This is a genomic window from Pseudoalteromonas shioyasakiensis, assembly GCF_024518675.1.
In the GTDB taxonomy this organism is placed as follows: Bacteria; Pseudomonadota; Gammaproteobacteria; order Enterobacterales; family Alteromonadaceae; genus Pseudoalteromonas; species Pseudoalteromonas shioyasakiensis_B.
This window is the reverse complement of sequence record NZ_JANIGL010000007.1, coordinates 41,956-58,440: the sequence shown is the minus strand read 5'-3', so window position 1 is coordinate 58,440 and position 16,485 is coordinate 41,956. Positions and strand designations below refer to the sequence as shown.

16 protein-coding genes are annotated in these 16,485 nt (G+C 41.1%); 6 read left to right on the top strand and 10 right to left on the bottom strand.

What is annotated here, in order from left to right; all coding sequences use genetic code 11:
- Nucleotides 1-3: 3 nt before the first annotated feature.
- From NQT69_RS16695 to NQT69_RS16685, 3 genes are read right to left on the bottom strand one after another with little or no spacing between them, the layout of a single operon-like run.
- Complete coding sequence (locus tag NQT69_RS16695; protein WP_256828811.1) at nucleotides 4-732, bottom strand: response regulator transcription factor; 729 nt, start codon at nucleotides 730-732, stop codon at nucleotides 4-6.
- Between the two features lie 45 nt (nucleotides 733-777).
- Nucleotides 778-1,482, bottom strand: a complete 705-nt coding sequence (locus NQT69_RS16690; RefSeq protein WP_256828810.1) for a spondin domain-containing protein — start codon at nucleotides 1,480-1,482, stop codon at nucleotides 778-780.
- 10 nt (nucleotides 1,483-1,492) lie between these two features.
- On the bottom strand, nucleotides 1,493-2,194 hold the full coding sequence (locus NQT69_RS16685) for a spondin domain-containing protein (protein ID WP_256828809.1): 702 nt from the start codon (nucleotides 2,192-2,194) through the stop codon (nucleotides 1,493-1,495).
- Nucleotides 2,195-2,385: 191 nt separating this feature from the next.
- Between NQT69_RS16685 and NQT69_RS16680 the strand changes: the two genes are divergently transcribed.
- Nucleotides 2,386-2,757: a DUF4870 domain-containing protein gene (locus NQT69_RS16680; protein ID WP_256828808.1), complete on the top strand. Its 372-nt coding sequence runs from the start codon at nucleotides 2,386-2,388 to the stop codon at nucleotides 2,755-2,757.
- A gap of 67 nt (nucleotides 2,758-2,824) precedes the next feature.
- Complete coding sequence (locus NQT69_RS16675; RefSeq protein ID WP_256828807.1) at nucleotides 2,825-3,259, top strand: YqaA family protein; 435 nt, start codon at nucleotides 2,825-2,827, stop codon at nucleotides 3,257-3,259.
- Here the strand turns inward: NQT69_RS16675 and folX are convergent.
- Genes folX through folM form a run of 3 tightly spaced genes read right to left on the bottom strand, consistent with a single transcriptional unit; the run spans nucleotide 3,252 to nucleotide 4,909 of the window.
- Entirely contained in the window at nucleotides 3,252-3,608 is a 357-nt protein-coding gene (folX, locus tag NQT69_RS16670) for a dihydroneopterin triphosphate 2'-epimerase (protein ID WP_256828806.1), read from the bottom strand. The genes NQT69_RS16675 and folX overlap by 8 nt on opposite strands.
- A gap of 3 nt (nucleotides 3,609-3,611) precedes the next feature.
- The gene (folE, locus tag NQT69_RS16665; RefSeq protein WP_256828805.1) at nucleotides 3,612-4,166 is read right to left on the bottom strand and encodes a GTP cyclohydrolase I FolE; all 555 of its coding nucleotides are present in this window, start codon (nucleotides 4,164-4,166) and stop codon (nucleotides 3,612-3,614) included.
- 23 nt (nucleotides 4,167-4,189) lie between these two features.
- Complete coding sequence (folM, locus tag NQT69_RS16660; protein ID WP_256828804.1) at nucleotides 4,190-4,909, bottom strand: dihydromonapterin reductase; 720 nt, start codon at nucleotides 4,907-4,909, stop codon at nucleotides 4,190-4,192.
- Nucleotides 4,910-5,120: 211 nt separating this feature from the next.
- On the opposite strand from folM, the gene NQT69_RS16655 reads away from it, so the two are divergent.
- Nucleotides 5,121-6,026, top strand: coding sequence for a sulfite exporter TauE/SafE family protein (locus NQT69_RS16655; protein ID WP_256828803.1), 906 nt, complete (start codon nucleotides 5,121-5,123; stop codon nucleotides 6,024-6,026).
- On the opposite strand, the gene nadE is transcribed toward NQT69_RS16655, so the two are convergent.
- From nadE to NQT69_RS16640, 3 genes are read right to left on the bottom strand one after another with little or no spacing between them, the layout of a single operon-like run.
- The gene (gene nadE / locus NQT69_RS16650; RefSeq protein ID WP_256828802.1) at nucleotides 6,011-6,847 is read right to left on the bottom strand and encodes an ammonia-dependent NAD(+) synthetase; all 837 of its coding nucleotides are present in this window, start codon (nucleotides 6,845-6,847) and stop codon (nucleotides 6,011-6,013) included. The genes NQT69_RS16655 and nadE overlap by 16 nt on opposite strands.
- Before the next feature lie 57 nt (nucleotides 6,848-6,904).
- Nucleotides 6,905-7,534 (bottom strand): YceH family protein, encoded by a 630-nt coding sequence (locus NQT69_RS16645; protein WP_256828801.1) that lies wholly within the window; start codon nucleotides 7,532-7,534, stop codon nucleotides 6,905-6,907.
- Nucleotides 7,535-7,551: 17 nt separating this feature from the next.
- The gene (locus tag NQT69_RS16640; protein ID WP_256828800.1) at nucleotides 7,552-10,911 is read right to left on the bottom strand and encodes an ATP-binding protein; all 3,360 of its coding nucleotides are present in this window, start codon (nucleotides 10,909-10,911) and stop codon (nucleotides 7,552-7,554) included.
- Nucleotides 10,912-11,145: 234 nt separating this feature from the next.
- Between NQT69_RS16640 and NQT69_RS16635 the strand changes: the two genes are divergently transcribed.
- The 3 genes from NQT69_RS16635 (at nucleotide 11,146) to NQT69_RS16625 (ending at nucleotide 15,504) form a co-directional block, all read left to right on the top strand.
- A complete protein-coding gene (locus NQT69_RS16635) occupies nucleotides 11,146-13,425 on the top strand; it encodes a penicillin acylase family protein (protein WP_256828799.1) in 2,280 nt (759 codons plus the stop codon).
- 229 nt (nucleotides 13,426-13,654) lie between these two features.
- The gene (locus NQT69_RS16630) at nucleotides 13,655-15,187 is read left to right on the top strand and encodes a carbon-nitrogen hydrolase family protein (protein ID WP_256828798.1); all 1,533 of its coding nucleotides are present in this window, start codon (nucleotides 13,655-13,657) and stop codon (nucleotides 15,185-15,187) included.
- Complete coding sequence (locus NQT69_RS16625; protein ID WP_256828797.1) at nucleotides 15,187-15,504, top strand: DMT family transporter; 318 nt, start codon at nucleotides 15,187-15,189, stop codon at nucleotides 15,502-15,504. The genes NQT69_RS16630 and NQT69_RS16625 overlap by 1 nt, the downstream gene beginning before the upstream one ends.
- Before the next feature lie 44 nt (nucleotides 15,505-15,548).
- On the opposite strand, the gene NQT69_RS16620 is transcribed toward NQT69_RS16625, so the two are convergent.
- Nucleotides 15,549-16,430, bottom strand: a complete 882-nt coding sequence (locus NQT69_RS16620) for a DMT family transporter (protein WP_256828921.1) — start codon at nucleotides 16,428-16,430, stop codon at nucleotides 15,549-15,551.
- Nucleotides 16,431-16,485: the final 55 nt, after the last annotated feature.

Below are 16,485 nucleotides of genomic sequence, written 5' to 3'. Positions count from 1 at the left end.
AATTTAGTGGCTCAATTGACTCGGGTTGAGCTTGTAGCCCACTCCCCACACTGTTTCTATAAAGGGAGCTTGGTGGTGCAGCTCTAACTTTGCGCGCAGACGATTTATGTGTGAATTTACGGTATGTTCATAACCACTATGCTGGTAACCCCACACTTTATCGAGCAGTTGTTGGCGGCTAAAAACATGATTGGGGTGGCGAGCAAAGTAAGCTAACAAGTCAAACTCAGTCGCAGTGAGGTTAATAGCCTGCTTCGCTAAAAAAGCTTGATGACTGGCAAACTCAATATGTAATGAACCAAGCTGAATGCTTTTTTCGCAGCTGATTGTTTGCTCATCCATTATAGCTGCTGCCATTAATTGATCGCGATGACGTAGTTGAGTTTTTATCCGAGCTTGTAACTCACGAGCAAAAAAGGGTTTGCAAATATAGTCATCGGCACCCATTTCAAGACCAATAACCCGATCCATATCAGAGCTCAAAGCCGTTAGTAAAATGACAGCTATAGCTGGATAATGTTCTTTAATTTTTCGACATAAACTGAGGCCGTCCATTTGTGGTAAATTGATATCGAGTAATAATAAGCCATAGGAGTGCTTTGCAATTTTTTTCAATGCCGCTTCGGCGCTGTCGGCTTGATCAATATGAAGGTTAAGTGGCTCAAGCTGTGTAACAATCAATTGCCTAATCGCTCTGTCGTCTTCGATTATTAATATTTTTTCGTGTTGCATACAGTTATCTCTATGAGAGGGCGCATCCATTCGCCCTGAAATAAGTTACTGTGTCCGCGTAATGACGATTTTTGCTAATGGGTTATCAAACTTATGTTCACTGCTTAATATTGAAGCTGCCAGTCCGTCGTACTGACTAACAACCCCCGGGTGCATTGCAATAACGTTTACATCATCTCTGGCTTCATTAAACCCTTCTGCGCTATCTGCTGGGCCTGGAATAGTTCCTGAGGCTTCAGAGTTACTCTCGGTACCTGCATCATAAGCGAGTGTGAAGTGCGTTAATGTTTGATCAACAGCTAACGAAGACACATCCATAGCATTAAGACCGGTAAAACCATCATTTGTATTCACCATCATGGTACTCAGTGATAATTTTAATTGTTCAATACTGTCAGTGGTGATTGTGAGTGTTGTTTGCGCCCCAGGTGCGACTGGAGCATCGCCTGATACGCTTGCAATAGCATCAGCAAATTGTAACAGTACGCTATTGTCGCCGCCTTCAGCCATGAGCTCTAAAGCGGTTGAGGCAGGTTCACCTATTTGCCACAGTGCTCCCTCATTATGTGCGATTAGAGCAATAGGTGAAAATGGTTGCCCAGCGGTTAAATTACTTACCTGTACCGTAAAGGTATAGCTGATGGGCTCTGGTGTTGGAGTGACTTGATCATCACTATCATTTGAATCACTACAAGCTGCTAAGGTACCAGCAAGAGCAATAATCATTAAACGTCGATTAAAGGCTAACATAGCAAGGCTCCTATTTAACGGTAATGGTTAGTTTTGCAACTGGGTTTAACCATCTATGTACTGTGTTATTTAAGTCACTCGTCCCAGCAGTTAAATCGTCATCGCCAAGGTTTCCTGGGTGAATATGTACCATGGTATTGTTATCTGTACTTGATAAACCACTACCACCAGTACCGGCGTTACCACCAGGCGCTGCTGGAATGCCTGGTGTACCCGGCGCACCTGAGCCTTCTACTACAAGTTCATTATTTGCTTCAGTACCCGCATCATAAGCGTTTAAATACACAGAATAAATGCCTACCTCAGTTGGGATTTTCCAGCTATCTAAGCCAACAAAACCATCATTAGTAGGTAACAGCATCGCCGTCACAGATAGGTATTCATTGCTATCACTGGTCATTAATGTCGTCATTGTTGATGTACTTGGCGCTAATAATCCCTCTGCTGGATTTGCTACGATATCACTGCCTGAGGCATTTGCTTGGGCAATGAGTGGTTCTAGGTTACCCCCTTCAGCCATGGTTTGTAATGCGGTTGATGCGGGCATGGCGACTGTAAAAAACGCCTCATCACTATTGTGGGCGGCTATTAAAATAGGTGTGAAATGTAAGCCTTGGGTAAGGTTGGTTAGTTTTATTTCTAATTCTGCAGCCGATAAAGATTGGCTAGCAAGTGCAGCTACTACTGCAAGAGTAAATGTTGAAGCTTTCATAATTTGTTCCTGTAATTGATGATTCAACTTCAGTATCAAATAGCAACATCATGAAAGCCTCACAAACTTATCACTTTTTTATCACAGTTTTACCAGCCCACTTTCTGTAGTGTACTTTACTACTTTATAGTTGGATGTTTTATAGACATTATACCTTAAAACCGTCAATATAGATAAAAAAGGAGATGATAATGGAAGAAAATCAACAGGTTGAACCAGTTGTGGTAGATAAAGAACAGCGCACGTGGGCAATGTTATGTCATTTAAGCGCGCTTGCAGGGTTTATCGTGCCAATGGGCAGTATTATTGGCCCATTGATTGTTTGGTTAATCAAAAAAGATGAAATGCCGATTGTGAATGAGCATGGTAAAAAGTCGCTGAACTTTCAAATAACCATGCTGATTGCTTATATTGTGTGTTTTATTTTAATGTTTGTAGCGATTGGCGTTATTTTACTACCTATAGTTGCGGTATTCTCATTCATTATGGTCGTGGTTGGAGCTATAAAAGCGAATGACGGCAAAGAGTTTAACTACCCAATCAGTTTAAATTTGATAAAATAACACGTTCAATTTTCACTAAAAACCCAGCAAATTGCTGGGTTTTTCTTTGCTCTACTGATAGGCAAACATGGCGTATTTAAGCTTATTTTTTACCGCGTTCATTTCAGCGACCTTATTACCTAGCTCCTCCGAGCTGGTGCTAACTGCGATGGTTACGCAGGGAGACTATCTACTTTGGTTGCTGTGGTTAACTGCCACCGTGGGGAATGTGTTAGGGAGTTGTGTCAATTACTGGCTAGGTACGCAAGTAATACGCTTTAAAGACCGAAAGTGGTTTCCTGTCTCACAAGCAAGTATTGATAAAGCCCAACTGCATTTTAAAAAATATGGTGTGTATAGTTTATTGTTTGCGTGGCTGCCTATTATAGGGGACCCGCTCACTGTCGTTGGCGGGATTTTTAAGGTGCGCTGGTGGACATTCATATGGTTAGTTGCGCTTGGCAAAGGCGCTCGCTATTTAGTGGTGCTGGCCTTTGCCATAGGGATCGATAAGGTTATTTAGCCCAGTCGAGAGTAAGCGATACAGAGTCAGCAAAGCGTAAAGCGTGGGGTTTATCAACACGTGCTTTTGCATAATGTACACTGCTGTGGCTATGGCAAGCAGCTAAAATCTCTGCAACGAGCTTTTCTAAAAGCAAAAAATGCCCGTTTTCTACTATATTTATCACTTCTTTGGTGATCACTTTGTAGTTTAAAGCCTGGTCAACTTCATCGGTTTCACAGGCTTGCTCTGCAGGATAGTGGATCTCTAAATTAATCACTACATCTTGCTTTTTTTCTCGTTCTTCGGGGTTAAAACCGATAAAAGTTCGCAGCCGTAAGTTGGTGACATTAATAATCGCATTGGCCATAGATTAACCTTTTATCAATTGTAAAAACTCATTACGAGTTTTTGGATCAGCTCTAAAGTTACCTAGCATCACTGAAGTACGCATGCTTGAGTTTTGCTTTTCGACACCGCGCATCATCATGCACATGTGCTTGGCTTCAACTATAACACCCACACCTTTAGCCCCTGTAACTTCCTCAACAGCTTTAGCTATTTGATGTGTTAATTGTTCTTGAATTTGAAAGCGTCGTGCATACATATCAACAATACGCGCAAATTTAGATAAACCTAATACTTTACCATTTGGGATATAGGCAATGTGGCAACGGCCAACAAACGGCAGCAGGTGGTGCTCACACATTGAATAAAGCTCAATATCTTGAATCAACACCATATCGTCTGCATCCGACGTAAATACTGCGTTATTAGTGATTTCACCTAGGGTTTCACGGTAGCCTTTGGTTAAATACTCCATCGCTTTTGCTGCGCGTTTTGGGGTATCAAGTAAGCCTTCGCGTTGTGGGTCTTCACCAACAGCACTGATAATTTCTTGGTAGCTATTCTTTAGTTCATTGTGCATAGAGTTCTCAATTTATAAATACGTTATTTTAAATGTCTGCCACCATCAACGGGGATCGAACGCCCAGTGATGTAATGGCTATTCAGTAATAGTTCGACGCTGTTAATTATTTCTTGGCAACCAGGCTCAATCCCCATAAGAGATTTTTTCAGCGTTTTTTCACGGTAAGCAGCATCATCATGTTGATTAAAAATAATTAACGATGGTGCGATCGAGTTCACTTTAATGTGCGGTGCAAATTTAGCTGAGAATGATTTAGTGAGGTTTTCAAGTGCAGCTTTACTTGCGGCATAAGCTAAGTGTTTCGGGCTTCCTGTTTCTACGACGTAATCAGTTAAATGAATAATATCAGCTGGGCTAAGTGTGCTTCTTTGGTGTGCTAATAATAGCTCAGCACATTGCAGGTTTATTAAATAAGGTGTTTTGGCATGAATGCGTAGCATGTTATCGAACAAGTCTGCATAGTCAGGGTTGTTAGCCTCACAATCCCAGCTAGATGCGTTATGGATAATGGCTTTTAGTGACTGTGTATGGTTTTTTAGCGTTGCAATAAACTTATTAATTGCTTGTGTACTGTTAAAATCTGCAGCTATGCAGGTTACGCCTTGAGCGGCTAATTCATCAATCACTTTGTGACGAGTGCGATAGGTGATAATGAGTTGTTGACCCGTCTGCAGTAAGTGCTGTGCTAGTGCTAGCCCAATTCGTTGGCCAGCTCCAGTAATTAAAATGGGTGATGTCATAAATATAGTTATTCTCTGCTAAACGCGTTGCCTTAATACTGTCTACTATAAACCAAATTACAGTATTATTTCACCCTCAGTGTTGTAGGGTTATTGTGTGTCTTACGGCTTAATCGGTTTATTCGATCAGTGTATTAAATATTATCACTTTGCTGATTATTTTTTTATCAGCATAATAGGTGTGTAGTTTATAACGCGTTGGCCCATTTCTTTGTTTACAAGAATTTTAAAAATCAAGCCGTGGTTATTCCCCGCAACGTTTATTGTAATGGTTTACAGTGGATTGTTGATCAATCAAGGTATTACTCAGCTATTAAGTAATTTCATTACACAAATCAGTATCGCTGTGACTATGGCCGCAGGCTCGTTTGTTGCAGGTGGAACGGCTTTAGGCGGAGGCGCGGTTGCTTTTCCCGTCATGACCAAGTTACTCGCGATTGATCCTGTAACGGCTAAAATCTTTTCTTTAGCTATTCAAAGTTTTGGCATGAGTGCTGCTGCGTTAACTATCATTTTTACTGGAATTAAGTTTTACCGTAATGTGGTGTTAGTAGCTACACCTATTGCTATAGCTGGCTCAAGTATGAGCTTGCTGTTTATCGCTGAGTATTTGCCAAGGCTAGCAGTTAAAGGGGTGTTTAGCTGTTTGTTATTGTGTTTTGCATTAACCTTGCTGTGGCGTTTATATCATAGGAGTCAGCATCTATGTAGCGAGGCTACTATCTGCGTTAATTATAGCAGGCTTGTAGTTGTTGCCTTTATCGGTGGTTTAGCGTCTGGGCTCGTTGGTTCTGGTGCTGATATCGCAGTTTTTGCCTTATTAATTATTGCCTGCAACGCTAATATTCAAAAGGCGACGGCAACATCAGTGTTAATAATGGCGCTGACTTCGGTGGCCTCAAGTGTGACTAATTACTACTTTTTAGATGGGGTTAGTCAACAAGTTGAAGCTTACTTATTTGCCGCAATACCTGTTGTCGTTGTGGGAGCGCCGCTTGGCGCGTATTTGTGTGCAAAAATGAAAAGTGGGCAATTAATAGCTTTTTTATTGCTATTAATTGCTATTGAGGCGGTATTTACTCTTTACGAATTAACACACTATTACAGTTCGTCATAGATAGTTGGGATTGCTTGGCGCTTATGTTGAGTACGTTGGTATATGGCGATAAGCTTTTCGCTCACTTCATCAGTGACAGGTTTGCCTTCTAAAAAGTCATCGATTTGCTCATAGCTTAGGCCTAGCGCTTCTTCGTCGGTTAAGCCTGGGCGGTCACATTCCAAATCAGCGGTTGGTGCCTTGTTCACCAATATGTCAGGGGCACCTAGCTCCTGAGCAAGCGCTCGTACTTGGCGTTTTGACAAACCAAATAAAGGGGCTAAATCACAAGCGCCATCACCAAACTTGGTGTAAAAGCCAGTAATGTTTTCTGCACTATGATCAGTGCCGACAACTAAACCTTGGGTGAAGCCTGCGATTTCGTATTGGGCAACCATACGCTGACGAGCTTTAACATTGCCTTTAATAAAATCAATTTGAGCTTGCTCTGGCAAGGTTTCGCCACAACCAACAATGGCCGCAAGTGCTTGTTCATGCATGCCATCAGCCGCGGGTTTTATATTGACAGTTAAGCGTTTGCTCGGCTGGATAAAGTTAACGGCAAGTTGCGCTTCATCTTCATCAGCTTGCACGCCATAAGGTAGGCGAACAGCTATAAATTGGTATTTCTCAGTGTTTTGTTCTTCATTTAACTGATTAACTGCTAATTGGCATAACCGGCCGCAGGTGGATGAATCAACACCGCCACTAATACCTAATACCAGTGAGCGCGAATGTGCTGCAACAAGACGGTTTTTGATAAAGCTAACACGGCGGTTAATTTCATTGTTGATATCTATGTTTGGCTGGACTTTCATTTCCGCTACGATGTCGGCACGCATTTAGAGCTCCTGATTATTTACTGGTGTGGGTATATTATGTTATTCGTAGCGCTTAATTTAAAGCCCTAAATGTTGCTTAATTTTTTGTAATTCGGCTTTTAACTCGTCTATTTCGGCGAGTAACTCCTCCATCTCTTGGTTTTTAAGCTGTGGTTGTTCTGTTTCACTTTGTTCAGTGGTTATTTCACTGGCTAAATCAGAGAATAAATGACTATAACGACTCTCTCTTTTTCCTGCCTCACGAGGGTGCTTAATAACATATTGTTGCGAAATAAGTTCATTGAGTGCTGTTTCTACCTCGCTCACATTACTAAACTCTGCTAAGCGGTTGCTTCTTGTTCTTAGCTCGCCAGGCGTTTGCGCACCACGTAACAGCATTAAACAAATAATTGCACGTTGCTGCTCAGTTAGTTTTAAGTTGCCAAATTCGGTGTTACAAAACCTATGTGCGTATTTACTCACGCGCCCCGATAGACCTTCGTCTATGGTTACTAAACGCTGAGCAATTAATTCATCGAGCGTATCTTGAACTTGTGCTTCAGTTAGCGAGAGCACAGGATCTCTATTTGATTTCTGATTACATGCATTGGTGAGGCTATTTAATGATAGCGGGTAATGCTCAGGTGTTGTGCTTTGCTTTTCTAATAAGCAGCCGATGACACGCTGCTGGTGTGCGGTTAATTGCATTGCATTCCTTATTCTTTTTATTGGTTGAGCCAGTGTTCTAATTTAGGATTTAACGCATCAAAATCCAATGGTTTGGTCAAGTAATCACTCATACCAGCTGCTAAGCATTTGTCTCTATCACCCTGCATTGCGTTGGCTGTTAACGCTATAATGGTGATGTTTCGGTAACCTTCGCCCGCTTCTCCTCGGCGAATTGCTTGCGTTGCTTGGTAGCCATCCATTTCTGGCATTTGGCAGTCCATTAATACCAGTTTATAAGGTGATGTAGTATTAGTTTTTAACTTATCAATGGCTTCTAGTCCATTTTCAGCGATGTCAAAGTTAACACCTGCTTGTTTTAATAGGGCTGATGCGACGACCTGATTCACTTTATTATCTTCAACTAATAAAATTTTTGTGGTGTTTAATACGTTGTGGCTCGGTAACGCTATATTCGCTTGCGGGTGAGCATTATTTTGCTGTTGCTCAATAAATTTTTCATTAGCGAGCGAATCAAATAGATCTGAGGGAGTCAATGGTTTGAAAATGATGCAATCAACAGCTATTGGGAGCTTGGCATTTTCTTGTGAGAAACTCATTGGGGCCATCAGGATTATTTTAACTTGATGCTTGCTTATATATGCTTTGAATTGGTTTATAGCATCCATATCTGCAGTCAAAAAATAGCCATAATCAATTAAAATAGCATCGATGACTGTTGAACTTTCTTGAAGGTAGCCGTTAAGTGAAGTGTAGTCACTCAGCGTATTAGAATTAGCTCCCCATACGCTAAGTTGCTTATCAGCAATCGAACTATTTAATGGGCAGTTATCGATAATTAAAATATTTTTATCTTTAATTAAATGGCTAGGTAAGTCATTGGCTTTACTCAATAATGGCTTAACTTTGACAGAGAAAGTAAAGGTACTACCTTGACCAAGTACGCTGGTAACGTTTATCTCTCCGTCCATTAAGTGGCATAACTGTTTCACGATTGCTAAGCCAAGTCCTGTGCCACCGTATTGTCGAGTAGTGGATGTATCTGCTTGCGTAAACGAGTCAAATAAAGCGGCTTGTTTATCAGCACTTATGCCGATCCCAGTATCAACAATTGAGCAGTTTAAAAAGGTCCCTTCGGTGGAGTCAGTTAAATCCGCGATAACGATAATTTCACCATCTTTAGTGAATTTGACGGCATTTCCCAATAAGTTATTGATGATTTGCCTTATTCTATTGGGATCGCTTACTATCTCATTTACGTTGATTCTAGTTGCATCTAAAATCAGTTTGGTATGATTTTGTTCAACTTTTAAGGCGAATGACTCAACCACTTCACCCAGTAATTTAGGGAGATTGAAAGCGATATTTTCAATATCGAGTTTTCCGGCTTCAATTTTTGAGAAGTCTAAAATATCGTTAATGATATTTAGTAATGAGTGTCCAGAGGATTGCGCTAGTTGAATATGGTGTAGTTGTTGTGGATCGAGTTGTGTTTGTTGCACGATATTTAGCATACCGAGTACGCCGTTCATCGGCGTACGGATTTCGTGGCTCATACTCGCCAAAAATTCACTTTTCGCGGCGACCGCTTGCTCAGCAGACTCTTTGGCTGTGACAAGTTGTTGCTCAGTTTCAATGCGCTGTTCACTTGAGTGCAAACTACCAATCAGTGCTGCAACTGCGATTAAAAAGCTTTCTTCGTTGCGTGACCATGCCCGAGCGTCATTACACTGCTCAGCGCATACTACACCGATAGTGCTACTGCCGCCTACGATAGTCACAATAAGCATAGACTCTATGGCTAACGGAGATAAATAAAATTCGGCTAAGGGTTTTGTTAATGGATTGCTTTGCGCGGTTGGTGCGTTTATTACCGCTTGATTATCAATGGAGGCAAAAAAGTCATCAAGTTTATTTTGTTGCCATGAGGCAGTAATGGCACTATCGGCAACATTTTTACCATGGTAAGCGTAACTTTGCAGCTGTGTTTTATCCTCATTAAACAGCCAAATACTTGCACGATTCACATTTAGCGCTTGGCAAATTGCGTGCGTGATAACGTCTTTTGACTGTTTTAGGTACCCGGTTAAGATTGCTTTATTTGTGGTTAAAGAAGCTAATACTTCATTGTGAAGAGCTATTTTATTGTTTTCTATTTCAATGAGTTTACGTGTATTAATATTCTGTAATGAACCAAATATTCTTACGCAGCGGCCATTACGCATTTCGGCTTCACCATGAACCAGTACCCATATTGATTTACCCAGCGAGTCTACAACTTCAATTTCAGCTTCGTAACTTTCACCAAATTTTATCGCTCGTTCAATCAGTCCTTTAATCGTGTCACGACTTTCCCCTGCTTTGAAGTAATTCAAATTAGTGGGCCAATCTGGTTGTTTATCTAGATCATATTTAAATATCTTCTTAGTCATGTCTGACCAATAAACTTCTTGCGTATCAAGGCGAAAAGACCATGCGCCAATCTTAGCTAAGCTGCTCATTGTAGTCAGCATTTTTTCGCTTTGTTGTTGTCGTCCAAGCATTTTTAAGAAGAATAAAAATGCCCATACCAGCAAAGCGATGATTGTTATAATGGCTAAGCGTAGCGGCCAAATAGTAGAAGCTGGTGGTGCCCAAGCAGATTTAGGGGCAACGTAAATTTCCCATTCGCCACCTTGAAAAGTTAAATTAAATTGTAGTGGATTACGGGTGAGGATATCTGCATTACCAAAGAAGAAGTCGCCGTTAATACCTAGTCCGTTTTGTCCTTGTATAGCGACATCAAAATTTTCTTCTAATTGGTGAATACCTGAATTTTTATAAATATTCTCAAGATTTAATACCACAGATAACAAGCCCCAAAATTCGTTATTTGGTGGTAAATACACAGGGACTCTGGCTATCAGGGCTTCACCACCTTGAACTAAAGTGAGTGGCCCGGCCATTACTATTTCATTGTTATCGCGGGCTCTTATTGCATCGGCACGTTGCACTTTATTTTTTAAAAAATTAAGTCCGATGGCTTTTTCGTTACCAGCTAATGGATACACCATACGAATAACCATATCAGGAGCACCGCCGATGTTACGCAGCTCTGAAGAGGTAGCAAATAAAGGGGCTGCAATTTGTGAAAAGCGCTCCTGATCTAAATTTGGTTCTGCTGCTACTGCAACGGCAAGGCCTCGGACAAGTTGAATATTCGATACTAGTATGGATTCTAATTGAGTTCGATAAGTACTGACTTCAGATAAAATAAGTAATCGATGAGATTCTTTAGCACGATTATAATTAATGCGATCAAGTACCACGCTAGTTATCAATATAAAGGAAAGTGATAGCCAAAATGTCAGCTTAAATTTTGAAACTTGAGTGTGATCTTTTGTTGGTGACAATGGCATTTTTGCGTTTACTTTTGAAACAAGGCACTTCAACTATAGCTAATTATTAGCGGAAATAAAAATTCCTACTCGAAATAACAGGGCTATTTTCATCGAACTTTATTAGCATTTTCAATAATATTGAAAACACGAATAAACATTTGTGCTTAAATGAAAAGATTCACTGAAAATAACATTAATTTTTCATAAATCTGTGAGTATTATGGAGAAACTCAATAGGCAAGGAATTTAGTTATGCTCAAGTTCGTCAAGTGGTTGGTTTTAATTGTACTCATTTTAGGTTTAGCGGCAACAGCTATTGTTTATGGGGTATTGTCATTAAGCTTACCTGCTCTTGATGGCAAAGGGCGCAGCCAAGCAATATCCAGTGAGGTGCAGCTTGGACGAGACAGCTTAGGCCAAGCTGTTATAACTGCAAGCAATCGTAACGATGCAGCTTATGGGTTAGGTTTTGCTCATGGTCAAGATCGTTTTTTTCAAATGGACTTATTACGTCGTAATGCGGCGGGCGAACTGAGTGAATTATTTGGTGCGGCTGCGTTAGAGCTTGATAAAAAAATGCGTTTTCATCAACTACGTAAGCGCAGTGCGTCGATTGTTGAGCAGTTGCCATTAAAAGACCAAGCCTTATTGCAAAGTTATGCCGCTGGAGTAAATGAAGGGCTAGCACAAGTTGGATTTGCAAGCTTTGAATACTTATTAACAGGGGCGCAGCAAAAGCCTTGGCGTAGCGAAGACAGCTTACTGGTTATATACAGTATGTACTTGGACTTACAAACAGCCACTTTTGAGCGAGATCAAGCTCTAATTCAAATTGCCGATATTTTTGGTATTGATATGGTGAAGTTTCTAACACAACCTAGCCCATATCAGGCTCCGCTTGATGGCAGTCAACTACCAGCATATGAACAGGGTATACCAGAATTACCAGCCCAAGATAGTTATGCTTATCATCGTATTGAAGCCAACCAAGAGCGAGGAAGTAATAACTGGGCTGTAACGGGTAAATTAACTTCGAACAGTGCCGGTTTATTATCTGATGATATGCACTTGTCGATGGGCGTTCCCGTTATTTGGTATCGTGCGCAATTTAATTATCAGCATGGCGGTCATGCTTATCAGGTAACTGGGGTATCTCTTCCTGGCGCGCCAGCTATTGTTGTTGGGACTAATAATAATATTGCTTGGGGATTCACTAATGGTTATTTAGATACCGCTGATTGGGTGGCTTTAACCAGCAACAGTAAAACGTGGCAAGTAACTGAGCAAATAGCCTTACCTGATGGGCGTTTTGAGCCATATTTACTGACCATGAGTGAATATGGCCCTGTGCGAGACATAAATGGTAAGCAGTTTGCTCTTAGCTGGGTTGCTCATATGCCTTATGCGGTAGACATGAATTTGCTGCAACTAGAGCAAGCTAAAACGGTCGACGATGCGCTCGGTCTGGCAAGTCAAGTTGGCATTCCGGTGCAAAATTTGATGGTTGTAGATAAGCTTGGCAATGCGGCGTGGAAAAGTATGGGGGCGATCCCAGCTCGAAAAAAACCGAGCGAACTCGCTATTTCGGAAGCGGATTATTCCGAGCTTTGGCGACAAAATGAATTGCATAGGCCAAGTAGTAAAAACCCCACAGGTGAGCGTTTATGGACCGGTAATTCAAGGGTTGTATCTGCACAGGATGACCTACGATTTGGCAACGGTGGCTATGCGATGGGCGCGCGTTCAACGCAAATACGAGATAGGTTATTTGAGCAAGATCAGTTTAATGAGGCAGACTTTAATACATTGCAACATGACAATGAAGCGCGCTTTTTAAAGCCTTGGCATAAATTACTCCTGAAGCAGTTAAGCCAACACCCTGAGACTAATCAGCAGTACCTTACACTGTTAAATGATTGGCAAGCATGTGCATGCCCAGATTCCATTGGCTATACTTTGGTAAGGCGTTTTCGAGATGAAGTAATAAATACCGTATTTAGCCCTTTGCAAACTCAGCTCGAGCAACAAGGTGGCTCACTCAAATATGTTAAGCGAGATTTAGAGCCTGCAATTTGGCAGTTAATAGAACAGCAGCCTAGTAGTTGGTTAAACCCTAAATACAGTAGTTGGCAACAACAATTACTGACTGCGTTTGATAAAACCGTAGCAAATTTAACTGCTGAATTTGGTGGTGATGTGCAAAACTGGCGCTGGGGCGTGGTTAATGAATTAGTTATTGAGCATCCTTTTTCACAGCAAATTCCACAGCTAAGCAAATTACTTGATATGCCTAAAGCTCCTGGGTTTGGTGATAGTTTTATGCCCGCGGTACAAGGCCCTAAGTTTGGTGCGTCACAGCGTTTTATCGCACAGCCCGGTTACTTAGAAAATGCTGTCATGGCGATTCCAGGTGGCCAGTCTGGTCATCCACTTTCGCCGTTTTATCGCGCTGGCTTTAGCGATTATGTCGACGCAAAATTAACGCCACTGCTACCACAAGCTATCAACCACCAAATTGTTATTCAGCCTTAGATACTTGAGTTCTTTGGTTATTAAACTGATTAGCAGTGGTCGTGAAATGGCGGTCATTGCTTTATGTTCCATAAGGAGGCAATAGCTGTGTTTTTATAAGCGGCTATTCAGGACCTTTCAATTACACTATTTTATCAATAAGAAAATAAATAATTATACCTTGTAGGTATAAGCTGTTTAAATGACAGGTAAGCAAAATAACTATGTCTTGCACCTCAAGGAGTTGTGTATGTCGGCAGAAAAAACCCATTTAGAAATTTGTAACTTAACCAAAGAGCAGTACCCACAAATTAAGACCTTAATGGATCAAGCCTATCCCGATTTGGGTGGCGCGTGGCCAAGCCACACAATTTTTAGGTTAATTGATCAATTCCCTGAAGGTCAGTTAGGCATGGTTGATGATGGTGTTTTGGTCGGTATAGCACTGAGTGTGCAAGTTGACTACGGGCGTTTTTCAAACCCCCATACTTATGAAGATATTGTCGATGGCCATGATCGGGTGTTTAGTGATCCCGAAGGGGATGCCCTATATGGCTTAGATGTGGTTATTTCGTCTACCCACCGTGGTATGCGCTTAGGGCGTAGGCTTTACGATGCGCGTAAAGAGTTATGTCGGCAATATAATTTGCGGGCTATTTTAGCGGGGGGACGTATTCCGCGTTATTACAATTACAGCAATGAGATGACACCGACCCAGTACATCGAAAAAGTCGACCATAAAGAGCTTTATGATCCTATTCTAAGTTTTCAACTATCGAATGATTTTCAGGTCAAACGCTTATTGAAAAAGTATCTACCAGAAGATCAAGAGTCTGTAGGTTATGCTACTTTACTTGAGTGGAATAACATTATGTTTGAGCCGACAGATACGGTGCTTGAATCCACTAAATCGATTGTCCGAGTAGGGGCGGTACAGTGGCAGATGCGCTGTGTTGAGTCAGTAGACGAGCTACTTAAGCAAGTTGAATATTTTGTTGATACGGTATCAGATTATAAAAGTGACTTTATTTTGTTCCCTGAGTTTTTTAACGCACCTTTAATGGGGCTGACAGAACAAAGTAATCAAACCGAAGCGATTCGCTACTTAGCCGAATATACAGAGACATTCCGTGATGCGATGTCACGTATGGCAATTGAATATAATGCTAATATCATCACCGGCTCTATGCCATTAGCCGAGGGTGATAAAATTTATAATGTCAGTTACTTATGTCATCGTAGCGGGAAAATTGATGAGCAACGTAAAATTCATATCACGCCGCATGAGCAAAATGATTGGGTTATTCAAGGTGGTGATAAAATTGCGGTGTTTGATACCGATGCGGGCCGAGTAGGTATTCAAATTTGCTACGATGTTGAGTTCCCTGAGTTATCACGAATTTTGGCTAAGCAAGGATTAGATATATTGTTTGTACCATTTTGGACAGACACAAAAAATAGCTACCTGCGAGTACGTCATTGCGCCCAAGCGCGGGCGATTGAAAATGAATGTTATGTGGTAATAGCAGGCTCTGTGGGTAATTTACCAGAGGTAGAAAGTTTAGATGTGCAATATTCACAATCAGCTGTTTTAACCCCATCTGATTTCTCATTTCCACATGATGCCACTTTGAATGAAGCGACGCCTAATACAGAAATGCTATTGTTTAGTGATTTGGATATGGATAAGCTGAAAATTCTTCACAGTGAAGGTACTGTACGTAACTTAAAAGATCGTCGTGAAGACTTATACGACGTGATTTTGAAAAAGAGAGACAATTAATGGCGTGGATTTATTTGATTATCGCGGGTTTGCTGGAAATAGGTTGGCCAGTGGGTTTGAAAATGTCACAAGATGGTGAGCACCGTTGGTTAGGAATTGGTATTGCAGTTGCCTTTATGGTCGCGAGTGGTTTTATGTTATGGCTCGCTCAGCGTGATATATCTATGGGCACTTCGTATGCCGTATGGACAGGAATTGGTGCCGCAGGTACATTCCTAGTAGGTATTTTATTCTATAATGACGCTGCAACATTTGGCCGTATAGCTGGTGTTTTGATGATTATCAGCGGTGTGATCACTTTAAAAATAAGTCATTAATTTGATTGTTTTATTTATTCAGACGACCCTACCTAGGGTCGTTTTTACATTGAAGGTAACATCACTAATATTGCGGCAATGGCTATTAATATTAGCCCTGCGCTGTCTTGACGCTTCAAAGGTTGCTTGAGCCATAATACCGAGATCAGCATTGTAAAAAACACTTCTACTTGCCCTAAGGTTTTAACATAAGCGACATGTTGTAAACTCATTGCACTAAACCAACCAATTGAACCAATACAGCTAAAAAAGCTGACTAAGAAAACCATTTTTTTGTAATGCCACATCTGTTTAATTGTTTGCGGTTCTTTAATGAGTAGGTAAACGAGTAATATCAAGCTTTGCAGACTAATGACAAACAACAACACCCATGCGGGCGAATGTGGAAACAGTAACCCTGAATTTAAGCTGGCTTCACGCACCCATAAAGATGTCAAAGCAAAGCAACTGCCGCACGCTAAACCAATTAATGCGGTTGTTAAGTTAAACTGTTTAACCTTGGCAATGCCACTAAGCAATAGTACCGCTATCGCCCCTAAAAACACACCAAGCCAACCAAGTAGGTTTAGCGTAGAGCCAAAAAATAACACCCCAAAGATTGCCGCAACCAGAGCTTCACTTTTCGCAAGACCAGCACCCACTGCATAGTTGTTCATTTTAAATAGTTTTACCATTAACCCTGTTGCAATAATTTGCATAAGGCTAGCGCCAATAATGAAAAACCAAAAAGCAGAATTAAAGTCAGGTAGTGCAGTTGGCTGATATTGGTATAAATAATAAAGGTAAAGTGCAGCGATTGGACTGGCAACAATAAATCGTGAAAGCGTTACCCCAGCAAGACTCATATTAATACTGAGTTTACTTTGCAGCGCGTTACGCCATGCCTGCATAAAGGCGGCTAAAAAAGTAAAAAGTACCCAAATCATCATTAACGGGGATTATTTAAAAGAAAACCAAAATACCAGTAGCGTAAAGCTAAAG